We start from the raw sequence: 15876 nt of genomic DNA on the forward strand, positions 1-15876 counted from the left end.
TGAGTTTGCATAGGTATCTGTCCGAACTTTTGATAAAATCCAGTCAACGGGTTAGCAATCTTGGTGGACAACCGTCTAACCCGCCAGCCCTCGCAAGAGGGCGTTCCTTCTAATTCATCCTATCCAGCAGTGCCATTTCGGCTTTTCTTAGCCAGAAGATATAAGACTTTTTTCTGTCAAATCCCATTAAAGCCCACTGCTCTTTACACAAGTAATGGGCGCGAATAGCACGTTTGCAGTTAATCGATAACTGTTCAACGAGCTGGTCAAAATGGGCGACGTGGGCAGGCACGTTGAGTTCATGCTTTAAGTTGCCACCGCCCAAGGCTTCGCCTAAACGGTCGCAGGCGCTGCGGTTCGAAAACCCCTTGCCCAATTCTTGGTACACCCAATAACAGCCCCAGCGATATAACCCTAACCGTAACGCCTTAATGTTCATCCTCTGCTCGGGTTCATCGCTAAAGGCCATTAGCCACCTCATTTATCTTCTTAACCGAAAGCTTAAACACATCAATGCATATCGATGTCACATCGTCATAGGGCGCATTAGTGCGGCCATTTTCCCAACGTTGGTAAGTGCTGCGACTGATGCCGTAAATCTCAGCCACTTCGTCTTGGGTCATGCCCCGTAAACGGCGCCCTACTTTCAGTAAATCCGCGGCGCGACTAGCCATAAATCCTCCTGCGTGAAGTCCATAACCCAGTTGTGCTATTTGTTATTGTCATTGTCATAACCATCCCACTAACATTGGCTCGTCCGTCTCAGTGGTCGATTGGCGCATAATCTCGGGCGCCACATCATCAAACCCTAGTGTGATTAAGTGTGTGTGGGAGGTAAATGCCTTAAACCGAATCGTTTCACTCCAATATTGCGCAGTGCGAATGCTCACCGGCCCTACATCGTAAGGGAACAAAACGCTCATACGACGGACATTGAAGCGGTGATCTGCATCGGCGAGGCGTTTTATTGCAACGCGGCGGGCCATTCACAAAAGCAAGCTGACATTGCGCAGCACAATGCTAAGGCCGAAGCCTTTAAACAGCGACTGTTATCACTGCGCCCTGCTCTCACCTTCACGGCGTTTAACAGCACCAAGGAGAAATCGGCATGAAGCAATCTGCAGTCATCAAAGACGCTTTACGCCAGTGTTATACCCTGCCCCGCAAACAAGTCGGCAGCTGCCAACAATTTTTAAAACGACTCGCCGAGGAATTGGCAAAGGAAGGTAAATGATGATTTCGACCCAATCGACCGTGGATCAGCAAATGCAAGTGCCGCTCTTTCTTACCACTAAGGAAGTCATGACACGCTACCGGATTAGCTCATCAGCAACGCTTTGGAAGTGGCGAAGAAACGACGGTTTCCCTGCTCCTATCCATAATGGCCGCCATTACTTAAAAGCGTCGCTCGATAAGTGGGATGAAAAACAGCAAGTCGCGGCTTGAATTGATTTATTAAGCCTTAAGATAAAGCCCCATTTTTGGGGCTTTATTTTTAGACCTTTATCGATGGTCTGTTAGGCCATAAACTCATCGCCTTCGACATTACAGCCTTTACTACCGCAGTTAGTGCCTACTGCTACAGCATCAGCGATGATAGCGGCAAGTCCTGTGCCGACCAGTACTATTTGGGCAATTAACAAGACACCATCGGTTGATATCCATGCGACCACTGTCGCGATGAATGATACCGCAGCGACTATGGCTCCAAACCAGCTTAGGCCATTGACGATTGTTTTAATGACGCCTTTAATAAACCCTATATTGAATAGTTGCGAGATAAACTGAAATATCAATGTCGCCTTTTTCAGCGTGGTAGAAGCACTGCTGATACCCGTGATCAGTCTCTCCAAGCCAACAGCTTCAGCCCCCAACGCCTGTACTGCCGCTTTTACCATGCTGTCAGTTCGCATAATGCGTATGCTTGCAAGTTGCAGAGCAAGCAATAACACATCAATACAGAATGTTGCGATTGATTTAGTGCAAGGGGAAATTGCCTCTAGATCAATTGCTTCTATTGCTACACTTTCGTTCTCCGTTAACGTTAAAAAACTTTGCATTTCAGTGGCCGCTTGCATTTCGACATTACTGGGCTGTTGGCCTGTGATTATGGCTGCCACAAGCTTCTCTATCTGTGCAGGTGTAGGTTGTGAGTCTGGGAACCACTGTCCAAGAGTCTCAACTGACTCTTTAAGGACTGCACCTAGATGAAATTGCTCATAAGGTCCGACAGAGGCTTGGCAATTTACGGTACCAAACCCTGCAGCATTAAACGAGGGAGATTGCTCTCCGGCCATACGAAGATAGTTACTTGGAAACGCATTTGACGCTATGGAGGTTAAGACCCCACTGGCGCTGTCGCTTAGAACTGCGACATTGAACTTTTCCCAAGGACCAATCGATGCTTGGCAGTTTACGGTTCCAAATCCATTCCCATTAAAAACTGGCGAAGCTTCACCCGCCATTCGTAAATAGTTACTCGGAAAGGCCATAGACTCAAAGGAGACTGTGCCATCGCCGTTACGAATAGCGTTAAAAATCTCCCATGGGTTTTTATCTGGATCATTTTGGTCTGCCTGACAATTAACGGTACCAAAGCCATTACCATTGAACTGTGGTGAATCCTGTCCAGACATTCTCAATAAGCATTGTGGAAATTGATTGGATCTGATCATAACAGGAAATGTTGAGGGGAATATTGGATCACTATTTGAGGCAGAAGTGTTAAGCGTGCTCATAACAAAAGTCCTTTTTAGTTAACTAACAAAGCTATACATCGTCATTGATAACATAGCGTTTTAATGAGCTGAAAAACTGCATCTAGCAGCCCCTAAAAGAAGGCTGTAGCGATCAGTTCATCATTTTTAAGGTTAGTTCAAATGTGACTTTTAACAAAGGCTCGCTTCGCTGGATGTTCAACAACAATCGCGTTAGTGGCAATAGTGAACTGATTGAATCATTCATGCGATATTTTGATGTTTTACCGTCCCATTTTATCGGGCTGCAGCCGAGACGTTATGTACTCTAAACCTGCTTGATAGCCTGCGGTTTCTGTTGTGTCACCGTTTTTGGCTATTAAATAAGTGGCTTTAAACATCATCAGATTACAGACGGTAAGATAATAAAAATCATCGTCTTGCTTGAAAGCACAAAACTTTTTCCACGGTATGGTGATGGATTTACCGCTAGGGGGCACAAACGTTAGCGTCGAGGCTGTGGCGGTCACTGTATGGCACCCTTCTAGGCTCGCAAGGCTCTGTAAGGTTGTGTTTTCAATCGTTCGATCCAGAGTGGTTATCTTGCCTGCAAATTTGTTAGCTTGATTTTCGGCGATGTTTTTTAATACTAATTGCCACACAATAAGGTAAGCAATTGCACATATTGCGATTGCGATATATGTCTCTGGAGTGTGACTTTCTGCGAAAAAATAAAACAATAGCAACGGGGATAATAACGGGATCCATAGGAGTAATGCACGCACGATAAAGGCATGCATCCGCTTAGCTAATCGCGCATGGTTTGCAATGCGTGCTGAATCTATTCTTTCCGCGATTGTGATTAATTGTTCCCGCGTGATTAAAAATTTTAGTTCCATGACGTCCTTGCTTAACGTTAATCCGAACACTGTGCCAAGTGTATGATTAATTGAGTTGAAATGACTAAACCATAAATAAAGCTGATATTGAATAGATAACAGTTTACCTTGTGCCGAATTGAGCTCCAATGCACCTAATTACAAAGAGGTGTTTCTGCTGCACTGCAACGCAACTGATTTACATACTGAATAAGCTCACCATTTTCTGCTGTCAGCGACAAACATGCCTAACCCCTTCTTTCTAACACGACTATTTTGCTATCACCCAGAGCTTCCAATCTCAGCTTATTTGTCCATTTTTCATAGGCCTCAGCTTGATCATCTAACCAATCATGTTTGTTGTACACCGCCATCACCCCGCCTAATAGATGGCCTAGCATCTTCTCTGTCACATGGGGCAACACCCCCGCTTCTGACATTCTGGTCGATAATGTGCGTCTAAAATCGTGAATACGCCAGTCAGGGATTTCGAGTCTTGGTTTGATCTCGCGGACCAGCTTATTTTCTGAAGCGATGTTGCCTGGGCGCTTAAGATCGTTTGCTGCGGGAAAACTCCATAGTGAGTTATAGAGGTTCCACTGTTCTTGCAATATGTCGAATAAGGTGGGACTGATTGGCCTCCGGATTGACAAATTAGTTTTGCTATTATTTATCGGGAAGGTCCAGACCATCGACTCAAGGTCAAAATCAGCCCGTTTGGATTTTAATATTTCTGATATATGCCCCCGTAAGTAAACATGCCTTGATAGCATTGGTTACTGCTTTGGTCGCGCGGCATTTATCAAGCTCACGGATGATTTTGCCACACTCTAGAATGGTGAGTACTCGCGAACCGACTTTGGGCGCGGAGCCCACATCACTGACTCGTAATTGAAGAACATCAACAAGCGATATCATTTGTCGGCGAACGGACCAGCTAAGTACCGTCTTTAACTGTTTGAGTATCTCACCTGCGGTGACTCGACTATGAATTGCCTTTTTATCGAAAAAATCTATCCACTCGCCGAGTGTGATACTTTCGACTTTGCGATCAGCAAAAGCATCATAGAGATGTGCTCTAAAGCAGGATTGCTACGTAGCAACAGTGCTCGGCTTAAGTGCTGCACTTCGCGCCGATAAAAATTGTTCACAGCAATCCCTCAGTGTTGTCTGGCCTGCAAATGTGTTGCGCTGTTTCCAAAACACACGTGGATCTATATTATTTGCCACAGAGTTCCGTAATTCAGGGATCAGTTTCCGTGCGTCAGCTAGTTTCAAATCAGGATAGCGACCAAGGGTTAAGCGTCCAGGTTGATTATCAATCCTAAATCGATACTGCCATGTTATAGTCCCTGCAGGGGTAATACGAACGCTTAAGCCGTCGCGGTCTGCAAGCTCTGGTTTCTCTAAATATGGTTTGCCGTTTATTGCACGTAACCAATTGTCAGATAAAGACATTTTAATTACCCTGTGTACATGTGATTTTAGCTAATCTGACGCAGAACCTAATATATACAGATTATGTACTCACATCGAAGAGCTGCATACTAAATTGATGTGAATGACAACGAATCCAATTAAAGAAATTTAACTACTGATAACATGAAGTTACATGCTTTAGAGAACGAAAATAAATGAAGATGAAAGACGATAAAGCAGGGTCGATTTTTTGGCACGACTACGAAACATTTGGAGCGAACCCAGCGAAAGACAGACCCTCGCAATTTGCGGGTATTCGCACGGATTTAGATCTCAATATCATCGGCGAGCCTGAGACATTCTATTGTAAGCAAGCCACTGATTATTTGCCGTCTCCGGAAGCAATATTAATCACAGGGATCACTCCACAGTTAGCTAATTTAAAAGGCATCCCTGAAACTGAGTTTATGGGACGAATTCAAGCACTATTTAGCCAACCAAACACTTGTGTTGCAGGTTATAACTCACTGCGTTTTGACGATGAAGTGACCCGTTATGGCTTTTATCGGAACTTTATCGATCCCTATGCCCGTGAATGGCAAAATGGCAACTCTCGTTGGGATATCATTGATTTAGTGCGCGCTTGTTACGCATTTAGGCCCGAAGGTATTAACTGGCCGACAAAGGAAGATGGCTCTCCGAGTTTTAAGCTAGAACATCTGACACAAGCGAATGGTTTAAGCCATGAGAAAGCCCATGATGCTATGTCTGATGTGTATGCGACCATCGCTATGGCAAAACTCATTCGCGAGAAACAGCCTAAGTTATATCAGTACTATTTTGACCTGCGCCGTAAGCAAGCGGTTAGCGATCAAATCGATGTGCTCAATATGCAGCCTTTGGTTCACGTGAGCTCTAAAATTAGTGCGCGCAATGGTTGTGCAACGTTGATCTCACCCGTAGCGCACCATCCTACTAACAAAAATGCCGTTATTTGCGTTAATTTAGCCATGGATTTAACGCCGCTATTCGAGCTAGATGTCGAACAAATTAAAACGCGCATGTATACGTCAAGGGCTGATCTTGCCGAAGATGAATTACCTATCGCAGTAAAACAAATTCATCTTAATAAGTGCCCTTTTATCACCTCGGCAAAAATCCTCAGTGATGAGCATGCCGCTCGTTTAGGCATAGATAAAGAATTTGCCAGAGAGCAGTATAAACGCCTAAAACGTCACCCAGAATTACGCGAAAAACTGGCGCTATTATTTGAGCATGATGACAGCAGAGTAACCACAGATCCCGATTTGATGCTGTATTCTGGTGGGTTCTTTAGCCAAGCTGATAAAGCAAAAATGGAAATCATCCGTCATACCCTACCGCAAAATCTAGCGGCGTTAGATTTGCAGTTTGATGATCCACGTATTCCTGAGATGCTGTTTCGTTACCGCGCCCGTAATTACCCTGAACTACTCGATGATACAGAATCGCAGCGCTGGCGTGAATTCTGTCAAAATCGCTTAGCCGATCAAGACTACGTATTTAAATTAGAAAATTTGCTACAAGAAACACAAGCGGATGAGACTAAGCAAAAGCTACTTGCTGCCCTTTGTCATTATTTGCGTGAACTTTAAGTTGTGTAAATTCAAGCTTAAGTCTTTTGTTTTATAGTCTTAAGCTTATTTGTGTGCACCAATAGACTCAATCTATACGTGAGTAACATAAGTTTATCACTCTCGATAGCACTGACATTGACAGCGTATAAACGCGAGCTAACTCGCATTTATGCTGTAACAAAATTACTAGAATGTTCTTCCATGAACTTAACAAATAAGGAATAGGGAAATGCAAGATAGATTCATTCGTAGCATAACCCAACTGCCAACGCCGTTAGCCGATGCACTTATCCCAATGTTACACCAGAATTTTGCTGGACACATTGATGCGCAGCAACTTGCTACGCTAACAAGTGCAAGCAAAATGACCGAAGCAGAAGTGTTATTAGCATTACTGCCGATAGCAGCGGCATTGGCCAAACCGCCTATCAGTGAGTTTTATGTCGGCGCGATAGCCAAAGGTAAAAGTGGCGATATCTACATGGGTGCCAACTTAGAATTACCCGGTGAAGCGTTATTTCATTCTGTCCATGCAGAACAAAGCGCTATCAGCCACGCATGGCTCAGTGGTGAAAGCCAAATTGTTGATATCATAGTTAATGCCAGTCCTTGCGGTCATTGTCGTCAGTTTATGAATGAACTGGTTGAAGGCAGCAAGATCAGCATTCATCTACCCGCACAGGAAAGCCATCCTCTGGCCTATTATTTACCCTATGCCTTTGGCCCAAAAGATTTAAATGTCACTTCGCCTTTAATGGCTAAGCAACAAACTGAATTTGCACTGGATAGTGCCGACCCTATGATCATAGAAGGCTTAGATCATGCAGGTTTAAGCTATGCACCTTACACCCAAAGTTTTGCCGCCGTGGTATTAGAAACCCATGATGGCGCAACCTATTGTGGTCGCTACGCAGAAAATGCGGCATTCAATCCTTCTATGCTTCCCATGCAGATGGCCTTATCAAATCTGGCGCGCCACAATCGTGAGTTTAGCGATATCAGCCGTGCGGTTTTAATTGAGTCATCTCAAGGAAAAATCAGCTTAGTTGGCGCGACTATGGATGCGCTCCATACCGTTGCCGCCATCGAACTTGAGCACATAGTGGTAGATCCAGTGTAACTCCTGCTTCAAATGCCAAGGGTGTTTCAAAATGCCAACGGCGAAATACGTTTATGCGTATTTCGCCGTTCGATTATCCACTTAAAGCTTAAAAATCAATTATCGTAGGTAATTCTGACGGCTAATCATGCTCCATCCTGTCTTCTACTAACCGCGTCATTGAACTTAGCCAGATACTCCCCCTTACGCTCCTCCATCCTGATAAAACAAGCTTGCCGCTCCACTTCCGACATAACGCGCCACGCTAAAATTTCATCAAGATGCCTGAAACAACCTAAACAAATATCTTGCTGATCTAAACAACAATTTCGAATACAAGGAGTTACATTAGGATCATTCTGACCAAACGGCATATTCATTGCCACAAGGTTCAACAAAATGGAATCGACGGCCTCCCGGAAAACTAAAGATGTCAGCTGTGATAATGCCACCAGCTGTTACGACAGCCGTCAGAGTCAATTCTAAGTTCTGGCTGTAAATCACAATCAGCGGGCAACCTTTTGCGAGGGTGAAATTCACGTCGGCTTGATAGAATCCCCCAGTAATGCCGACATCCATAAAGCAACTGTATTCAGGGCCATAATCGACATAGGTCCATCCAAAAACTTGGCTAAAAAAGGCCTTAGAGCTCGCAATGTCGCGACTTGGGATTTCCAAATAATTGATACTGTGGTGACGGTTCATAGACTTCCTTGCTATTTAATCAGGACACAAAATGATGAACATAAAATGCGTAAGTGAAAATGGGAGCCAAAGCTCCCATTCTATTCGCGGCTTTAACTCAGGTTAACCTTGGATTAAGGCTGCGGCAAGTCCAATCAGACCGCCAAACACGCCGCCCCAAATCACTAACCAACCTAAGTGCGTTTGGATCATGTCCTGAACGATTTGTTTCACCATTTGCGGTGTTAACTCGTTTAATCTTTGCTCCACTATGTTAGCAATTTTAGTTTGCAGATCGGCCATCACATTTGGCTGTTCAATTTCTTGTTTCAGCAACTCGTGAAATGCATCGCTTTGTGCCATTTCAACTAAAGAAGCTTTCATCTTCACAATAAACGGCTCTTTTAACGGCAATAAGGCATCTGTGCCACCAAACATAGACAACATGCCGCCAAAGGAAGATTGGGCGACTGTGCTAATTAACGCATCAAAAGAAGGCGCTAAATCAACCTTTTCAATCACTGGCGCCAAGTCTATTTTACTCAGCCCTTCTTTTTCAGATAGGAATCGGTCGATATTTTCAGTGGTAAAAAACTGTTTCATCATCAAATGAGCAATACCCGCCTTAAACTCTTCAAAACGAGAAGGCACAACTCCCGAACCATAGAGTCCGGGGACTTTCTCAAACAACATATAAACTGCAACCCAGTTGGTAATTGCACCCGATAAAGCAAATAATCCGACATTCAGGACAATTGCCGAATTCATCAGGTAACCCACAACGACCAAAGCAGCCGCCAATAAATTCGTCACTAAACTCTTATTCAATCTCATATCCCCTAAGGTGGCATCGATAAGATGCAAAACTCGCCTATATTAACAAGTTAACGGGAGTCAGGTCTAACACTCAAACCACAGTAAACAAACCCGTTTTAAAATCTGTTTTCAGTGCTAAGTCTTGGCGCGAGGGGCAAGATGAAGCCCATCAACTAAGCCGCAGCGCCACTGAGCCACAAGAAGCTGATTAGCCAGCACTGAATAAAGTGAATCTCCTTATAGAACATTAAGTTAATTTAATGTTTGCCGACCTAAAAAAGCAAAAATTTTAATTTACCGTCTGTGAATTATCAACTTGCCTCAACTACACTCAATCAAGATAACGCACAAAAAATATGGCTCAGAATACAGCTGGCACTGAACACTGACAGTTAACCTCGGCTCAATACACAAAATTTACCCAAAATAGAATAAAGGATGCGCTTATGGAATCGGCTTTTAACACAGCAGGGGCGTTAAGTTGGCATGAATTGACAACCCATAATACCGAAGAAGCTATGCACTTCTATGCTGAGATTTTTGGTTGGCACTTTAAAACAGTCAAAATGCCCCACGGTAATTATCATATTATTGAAAATCAGGGCGTCAGTATTGGGGGGATCACCGATAGTTTGCTCCCAACGCTTCCCTCACATTGGACCGGCTACATTACCGTTAACGATGTCGATCAAGTCGCTATCAGCGCAAAAAAGCTTGGCGGGGATATTCTGTTTGGTCCTGAAGATATTCCCGAAGTAGGCCGTTTTTGTTGGATAAAAGATCCACAAGGCGCCATTATTGCAGCGATTAGTTATTTAAATCGCTGATCAAAAATAGCCTCCAATATAGCGAGTATTGACGACTCAAATCATTAGCCATAGGCTGAAACACATGTAGTTATCAATGTAGATGATAGGTTACCACTCAGGAACGTCTTAGATCAGAAGACGTTATTGTCTGTGTAATACCAAGATTTCATTGGTAAAAATATAAATAATTTCTGGAAACATTAGCATTATTCGCTAGAATGTCCGTACTTATGGAAGTTTTTCCCTGTCTTATGCATTGGAGCCTTGATATTAATGCTGACCCAGTTATCGCAATTCAGACACTCTTTTTTTGCCCTCCCAAGATACCTGCGAGTGATTATTTACCTCACAGCAGTCTACCTTAGCTATGTCTGCACATTAGGTTTAATCCTCCCCTATGCGATAACCACGCTGGCACCAGAAAAACTCTCAACTCTGCTCGCTCGTCCCGTCACCCTCGGTGATATACGCATTAACCCTTTTAATTTCAAAGTCGAAATCGACCAACTGGCCATTAAAGAAAAAGACGACAAACCTTTTGCTGGCATTGCACAAGTCCAATTCGAAATACACTTTTGGCGATCTGTTTTTAATCGCGCCGCCGTTATCGAAAACATACACATACAAGCGCCCTACGCACATATCATTCGCGGGGAAAAAAAAGGGAAAGCTGGATTCAACTTCGACGATATTCTGCAGACCTTGAACGAGCATTCATCCACCGATACAGAAACGACACCCGCTGAAGCCAGCTCACCCGTTCGTGTCCTGCTCAGCCAATTTGTGTTGGATGCAGGACAATTTAACTTCGATGACAAAATTACCCACGCTCAAGTGAACTACCCCAATATCAATCTAAAACTCAGTTACCTTGATACTGAATATTTGATGGCGGCATCATCGGCATCGATAACACCAGCCATAAAAGTAAACAAAGTTGATAATACAACACCAAACGCCCAATCAACGTCTGACTCACCCATTGTGCCTATCAAGCACAATCACTATGCGATACAACTCAGTGATGATCATGCTGGTGAAATCAGTTTGCAGGGGCAATTCCAATTGTTCCCGCTAAAAGTTGCGGGTGACATCCAAGTCGCCAAACTCAAACTGACACCACTATGGCGATTTATCGACGATCAATTTAATCCCGTCCTCACGAATGGCGAGCTCAGTATTAAAACTCAGTATCAAGTGGATCTTGCCGAGAATGGCGAGTTACAAGTCACCAGCAACAATGGCCAGTTTATTGTTGAAAAACTTAACGTTAACGACAAAGATCGCTCAGTGGTAAAGCTCCCCATGTTTGCCCTCGACGGCATTTCAGCCAACTTGAAGCAGCAGAAAGTGCATATCAACAAACTCCACAGCGATGGCTTAACAATGAGTGCCATTTTGAACCAAGACGGGCTCGATCTTGTTGGCTTATTCATGCCTAAATCGTTAAGCGCCTCCACAACGACTACGCAGCCAGTTGCTAAACCAATCGATGCTAAGCCTGCAGATGCTCAATCGCTAGAACGCGTACAAGTTACGCAAGTGGAAGAAAAACGTCAAATAGCAGAGACTGTCACAGATGCAAGCGATAGCGCAGACAAAACAACGGAAAGCGAATTAACCGCAACTAACGAGAGTGATAAAACAGAACAAAAGACAGAAGCGACCGCAAATGTCACCACTGATGCCACTAAAGAAACCGCTGCAGACATCACTTCAGAGGCAAATCCTCAACAGCCAGTCAAGCAAACACCAGTAACGACGTCAACTGACACTTGGTTAGTGCAACTCGATGCGCTCAATATTGAAAACTATGACCTTAATCTATCAGAACAAAAGCTAACGGCAACGCCGCAGCAATGGCGAGTGTATCCGCTTAATTTTTCAACTAAGGTCATAACGAGTACCTTAACCGCTCCGATTGAATATGAGCTACAACTCAGCCTCAATGGTCAAGGTACTTTGAGCTCTCAAGGCCAAGTCGATGTGACGGGCGAAACCATAGATGCCAATATCCAACTCGATAAGCTGGCATTAACCCAATTTCAGCCCTATTTAGCACCCTACGTGAATATCCAGCTCAAGAGCGGTCTATTAAGCTCAGCAGGCAAACTGACCGCCGATGCTAAAGGCAAAGCCATTTACGGTGGCAGTGTTGAGCTCGATGATTTAGCTATTCATGACAAATTGCGTAATGCTCCGCTGGTCAAATGGCAAAAGATGAATATCAATCAACTGGATTTTGACCAACAGAAAAATCAAATCAAAATTGATCACTTAGCCTTTAATCAACCCTACGCCAAAGTGGTGATAGCCAAAGATAGAACCACTAATATCAGCGATCTTATCGTTGAGGCTCCGGCTGCAAATAGCAAGACAACTAAAAACACAACCACAGCCAGTGCTAAGCAAACCGAGCTGCAAACGGCAAGCAAGACAACGCCTGAGTTAAGCCTCGATATTCAAAAAATTAGCTTTAGCCAAGGCTCGGCTTACTTTGCCGATAACTCACTGACTCCGAATTTTGCTTCGGGAATTGAGCTGCTTGAAGGCAATATCACTCACCTGTCGTCCACGCCAGGGACTAAGGCCTCGGTTGATATCAAAGGTAAGATAGACAAGTATGCGCCTGTAACTCTAAAAGGCGATATTAACCCTTTGCTAGATATGCCATATTTAGATCTCGATTTAGTCTTTAAGAGCGTTGAGTTAACCTCAGTCAATCCTTACTCAGGCACCTATGCGGGTTACTACATAGATAAAGGGCAGCTATCACTATCGCTGAACTATCAACTCGATAAGAACAAGCTCAAGGGCAGTAACCATCTGATCATAGACCAACTGAAACTTGGTAAACCCAGTGACAGTGACCTTGCCACTAGCTTACCCATCACGCTCGCGATTGCCCTGCTGCAGGACCGTAACGGCGTGATTGATTTAGGTATGGAGGTCTCAGGCGATTTAGACTCACCCAGCTTTAGTGTCGGCAGCATCATAATGACGGCGATTACCAATGTGATCACTAAAGCCGTCACTGCGCCCTTCACTTTCTTAGCAGGACTCATAGGTTCTGACGAAACCTTAGATAAGATCAGCTTTGCCGCTGGTCAATTCAGCCTAAGTGAAGATGAGCAGAAAAGTTTAGACAAACTCGCCAGCGCCTTACTCGACAGACCTATGCTCAAGCTCAGCGTTGAAGGTGAAGTCGATGCCATCAATGACAGCCAAGCCATTGCTGAGCGCATCATGAAGCGTAAATTGGCTAAGTTAGCCAATATCGAGTTCAGTGCGTTACCTGATGATTTAAGTCCAAGCCAATTCCCGACCCAAGGGCCGCTCGCCGATGCGCTAGTGAAGCTCTATGAGCAGGAAGTTAAAGCCGATCCGGCACTAATAAAAGACACAGTTATCGCAGAGGCCAAAGACGCACAGCTTTCCGATGACGAAATCACCACCCGCTGGCATATCGCTTTATATAATCTGTCGGTAAAAGCACAGAATGTTAACGATGGCATGTTGGGTAATTTAGCCCAAGAAAGAGCGAAAGCCGTTAAAGCTTACCTTGTGGACGTGAAAGAAATTGCTCCAGAGCGGATCTTCTTGCTCGAAAGCCGAGTGAGTTTAACCCAGAATGCAGCCCAAGTGAGCCTCACCATTGATGCTCAATAACTCAGCCAATTAACTGCTTTTTATATAAAACTAAGCCCGCTAAAGTCCGACTTTAGCGGGCTTTTACCTTATGGCTAAGCGTCATAACCAATCAAAAAACCATTCTTCTACAATCAAATCATCTATCTGTTAATTCACTCTAAAATGTTGGCCGAGCTTGGTGCCATAGGTTACACTCTGCGGCCTTTATACAACTGAGATCACAGTTTTTAAACGACTGGATCCCAGACTCGCCGCACGCTTTCTGTGGCGCCATGACGCACAAATGTTCTTCCACAAAAATTATCATTAAGGTCAATAACATGTTTATCATTCGCTGGATTTTAGGCAGGATTATTCTGTTTTTAAACTTCGTATTTAGCCCTAAGAAGCGCCAACGTCCACTGGCTGAGCAACAAAAAATTGATGCTCAAACTCAAGCATTAGCCCTGTATCAATATCCTGCATGCCCATTTTGTGTAAAAGTCCGCCGTGCAATGCGTCGCCAAGGACTCAACATAGTGACCCACGACGCTAAAAAAGCGCCGCATAAAGATGAACTCATCGCTCAAGGCGGCAAACAGCAAGTGCCTTGTCTGCGGATTGAAGAAAACGGTCAAGTACAGTGGTTATATGAATCAAAAGAAATCATTAACTACTTAGACCAACGCTTCGCCTAAATCACGGCGCAACGGTCAGCGCAAATATACAAATAAGTGCGTCCAATAACCTTTCAATCGTCTGTTCAATGGGCTCCTTACAAAGGGCTTTACGTTGGAATGACGAGGTTTAGGGCGCAGTTCTTTTATTGCGTTGTTTTACCACATTCTTTTATCACATTTACTTACGCCACAAATATTCACGGTCAGAATAATCAAATAACCACTGGGGCTGATACACCACCAATAGCGTCACCGCCATGCCATTAAGCAATGCCTCTGGGAATGCCAGCAAAGGGATGAGCATCAGGTAGTCGTCCACTAACACATTCCAATCGTAATCCGCTGCAGACCACAACCACATCGCCCAACTCAATTGATGAAACACAGTTGAGAGGCCCGCATTGATAAAACCACCGACGAAGATGAATACAAAAATATGTTTAGGAAATAAATGGTAACTGCGACTGTATAGGATAAAACACAGAAACAGCGGCACAGCCATAGCGAACAAACTAAAAGCACCAAAATCAGCGGGCTGCTTTAATACAAAAAGACTAAAAAAAGCGCTCGGCAATAGCAACACTAGAGTCGCAAGACGCCAGCCGAACATCAGCATACAAGTGACAATTCCCAGAAAATGCAGATGCAACCCTGTTTGAATACTGGCATTTAACGACCACAGCGCATTGATCCCCACCAACGTCAGCAACAAACGTAATTGGAGATGTTTATCCCGCCGGAGCTGCACTAACTCTTCTTTTGGCCATATGGCGTAGAGCCATAACGCCAAGAACATAAGGCATATACCTTGAGTCAGGCCCATATCCCATTCGATTTGCGCCCATTTATTTGACCAAAACGCCAACATTACTCGCCCATCCTTAATCCATTACACCTATCGGCGCGTACTCAGCCTATGAGAATGCCATAAATCCATGAACTTTAGGGCCATATTAAGGTATTCTTCTGTCAGTTAATAACTAAGAGTTAAATTTGATTATGCCGTTTCGATATCTCAGCCTTACCATCTTAAGTTGTTTCTCGCTCATCGCCTGCAGCAGTGCGCCAATTGACCCGAGTGAACTCGCCGGAAAATTACGGGATAAGTTAACGACGGATATTAAAAGCGATGGCCTTAAACTCTTCAGCTACAAAGCGCGGCTGGTCGATGAAAAGTCGACAATGAATGATACCGAGCGCCCTTTTCCACACGAGGCACGCATACGTAATATGCAAGATCCCCGTGAGCAACGTCGCGCGATGCAAGATCTACAGGACTCATTAGAAATTTGGGGGAGACAGGTTGATTTAGGTTTAATCAAAACCCTTGAAATGACGGGTTATTGCCGCGAAGGTTATATTGAATTAAGCCGAATTATCGAGACTGGTCGAGGAGAAATTCGCGGTGAGTGCCAAGAGGGGGCAACCAATGCTGATAAACACAAATTTATGAGCTATTAACTAAACTCAAAGTAATGAAGAAACGTGCACAGTTACCAATACAAAAAACTTAAATCGGCTAAAAATAGCTAAAACGATAATAAGCAGA

At 44.1% G+C, this 15876-nt stretch carries 19 protein-coding genes; 8 read left to right on the forward strand and 11 right to left on the reverse strand.

The genetic code is table 11. From position 1 onward, the window contains the following. Positions 1-109 precede the first annotated feature (109 nt). The 3 genes from L5L91_RS01255 to L5L91_RS01265 are packed head-to-tail and all read right to left on the reverse strand — an operon-like array spanning position 110 to position 986. The gene (locus L5L91_RS01255) at positions 110-469 is read right to left on the reverse strand and encodes a hypothetical protein (RefSeq protein WP_263163184.1); all 360 of its coding nucleotides are present in this window, start codon (positions 467-469) and stop codon (positions 110-112) included. After that, the gene (locus tag L5L91_RS01260) at positions 459-674 is read right to left on the reverse strand and encodes a helix-turn-helix transcriptional regulator (RefSeq protein WP_168823718.1); all 216 of its coding nucleotides are present in this window, start codon (positions 672-674) and stop codon (positions 459-461) included. Before L5L91_RS01260 ends, L5L91_RS01255 begins: the two co-directional genes overlap by 11 nt. 54 nt (positions 675-728) lie before the next feature. Further along, positions 729-986 (reverse strand): hypothetical protein, encoded by a 258-nt coding sequence (locus L5L91_RS01265; protein ID WP_251073342.1) that lies wholly within the window; start codon positions 984-986, stop codon positions 729-731. 122 nt (positions 987-1108) lie between these two features. Between L5L91_RS01265 and L5L91_RS01270 the strand changes: the two genes are divergently transcribed. Together L5L91_RS01270 and L5L91_RS01275 are read left to right on the forward strand one after the other, a co-directional pair. Continuing rightward, positions 1109-1234 (forward strand): hypothetical protein, encoded by a 126-nt coding sequence (locus tag L5L91_RS01270; protein ID WP_263163186.1) that lies wholly within the window; start codon positions 1109-1111, stop codon positions 1232-1234. Then, a complete protein-coding gene (locus tag L5L91_RS01275; RefSeq protein ID WP_105252880.1) occupies positions 1231-1446 on the forward strand; it encodes a helix-turn-helix transcriptional regulator in 216 nt (71 codons plus the stop codon). The genes L5L91_RS01270 and L5L91_RS01275 overlap by 4 nt, the downstream gene beginning before the upstream one ends. A 71-nt stretch (positions 1447-1517) precedes the next feature. Here the strand turns inward: L5L91_RS01275 and L5L91_RS01280 are convergent, their stop codons facing one another. The 4 genes from L5L91_RS01280 to L5L91_RS01295 form a co-directional block, all read right to left on the reverse strand. After that, a complete protein-coding gene (locus L5L91_RS01280; protein WP_263163187.1) occupies positions 1518-2636 on the reverse strand; it encodes a fascin domain-containing protein in 1119 nt (372 codons plus the stop codon). Positions 2637-2980: 344 nt separating this feature from the next. Beyond that, positions 2981-3595 carry a hypothetical protein gene (locus L5L91_RS01285; RefSeq protein WP_263235500.1) on the reverse strand — a complete coding sequence of 205 codons (615 nt, stop codon included), beginning with the start codon at positions 3593-3595 and terminating at the stop codon, positions 2981-2983. A gap of 227 nt (positions 3596-3822) precedes the next feature. Then, positions 3823-4347, reverse strand: a complete 525-nt coding sequence (locus L5L91_RS01290; protein WP_317630156.1) for a tyrosine-type recombinase/integrase — start codon at positions 4345-4347, stop codon at positions 3823-3825. 319 nt (positions 4348-4666) lie between these two features. Continuing rightward, positions 4667-5032, reverse strand: a complete 366-nt coding sequence (locus L5L91_RS01295) for an Arm DNA-binding domain-containing protein (protein WP_263138206.1) — start codon at positions 5030-5032, stop codon at positions 4667-4669. Between the two features lie 176 nt (positions 5033-5208). On the opposite strand from L5L91_RS01295, the gene sbcB reads away from it, so the two are divergent. Next, positions 5209-6627 carry an exodeoxyribonuclease I gene (sbcB, locus tag L5L91_RS01300; RefSeq protein WP_263235503.1) on the forward strand — a complete coding sequence of 473 codons (1419 nt, stop codon included), beginning with the start codon at positions 5209-5211 and terminating at the stop codon, positions 6625-6627. A gap of 211 nt (positions 6628-6838) precedes the next feature. Then, on the forward strand, positions 6839-7729 hold the full coding sequence (gene cdd, locus L5L91_RS01305; protein ID WP_212599913.1) for a cytidine deaminase: 891 nt from the start codon (positions 6839-6841) through the stop codon (positions 7727-7729). Positions 7730-7854: 125 nt separating this feature from the next. On the opposite strand, the gene L5L91_RS01310 is transcribed toward cdd, so the two are convergent. From L5L91_RS01310 to L5L91_RS01320, 3 genes are all read right to left on the reverse strand, one after another. Further along, positions 7855-8088: a DUF1289 domain-containing protein gene (locus tag L5L91_RS01310; RefSeq protein WP_263235505.1), complete on the reverse strand. Its 234-nt coding sequence runs from the start codon at positions 8086-8088 to the stop codon at positions 7855-7857. Next, the gene (locus L5L91_RS01315) at positions 8063-8413 is read right to left on the reverse strand and encodes a VOC family protein (protein ID WP_105252887.1); all 351 of its coding nucleotides are present in this window, start codon (positions 8411-8413) and stop codon (positions 8063-8065) included. The genes L5L91_RS01310 and L5L91_RS01315 overlap by 26 nt, the downstream gene beginning before the upstream one ends. A 102-nt stretch (positions 8414-8515) precedes the next feature. Next, positions 8516-9220 (reverse strand): DUF445 domain-containing protein, encoded by a 705-nt coding sequence (locus L5L91_RS01320; protein WP_105253144.1) that lies wholly within the window; start codon positions 9218-9220, stop codon positions 8516-8518. A 434-nt stretch (positions 9221-9654) separates the two neighbouring features. Between L5L91_RS01320 and L5L91_RS01325 the strand changes: the two genes are divergently transcribed. From L5L91_RS01325 to L5L91_RS01335, 3 genes are all read left to right on the forward strand, one after another. After that, positions 9655-10035, forward strand: coding sequence for a VOC family protein (locus tag L5L91_RS01325; protein ID WP_131524339.1), 381 nt, complete (start codon positions 9655-9657; stop codon positions 10033-10035). A gap of 255 nt (positions 10036-10290) precedes the next feature. Continuing rightward, the gene (locus L5L91_RS01330; protein WP_263235507.1) at positions 10291-13686 is read left to right on the forward strand and encodes a DUF748 domain-containing protein; all 3396 of its coding nucleotides are present in this window, start codon (positions 10291-10293) and stop codon (positions 13684-13686) included. Between the two features lie 302 nt (positions 13687-13988). Further along, positions 13989-14345: a glutathione S-transferase N-terminal domain-containing protein gene (locus L5L91_RS01335; protein WP_028760396.1), complete on the forward strand. Its 357-nt coding sequence runs from the start codon at positions 13989-13991 to the stop codon at positions 14343-14345. A gap of 160 nt (positions 14346-14505) precedes the next feature. Here the strand turns inward: L5L91_RS01335 and L5L91_RS01340 are convergent, their stop codons facing one another. Then, a complete protein-coding gene (locus tag L5L91_RS01340; protein ID WP_263138203.1) occupies positions 14506-15195 on the reverse strand; it encodes an energy-coupling factor ABC transporter permease in 690 nt (229 codons plus the stop codon). A gap of 131 nt (positions 15196-15326) precedes the next feature. Between L5L91_RS01340 and L5L91_RS01345 the strand changes: the two genes are divergently transcribed. Next, on the forward strand, positions 15327-15788 hold the full coding sequence (locus L5L91_RS01345) for a hypothetical protein (protein WP_263235508.1): 462 nt from the start codon (positions 15327-15329) through the stop codon (positions 15786-15788). Positions 15789-15876 lie beyond the last annotated feature (88 nt).

Origin of the sequence: Shewanella sp. SM55 (assembly GCF_025654025.1) — a bacterium.
In the GTDB taxonomy this organism is placed as follows: domain Bacteria; phylum Pseudomonadota; class Gammaproteobacteria; order Enterobacterales; family Shewanellaceae; genus Shewanella; species Shewanella oncorhynchi.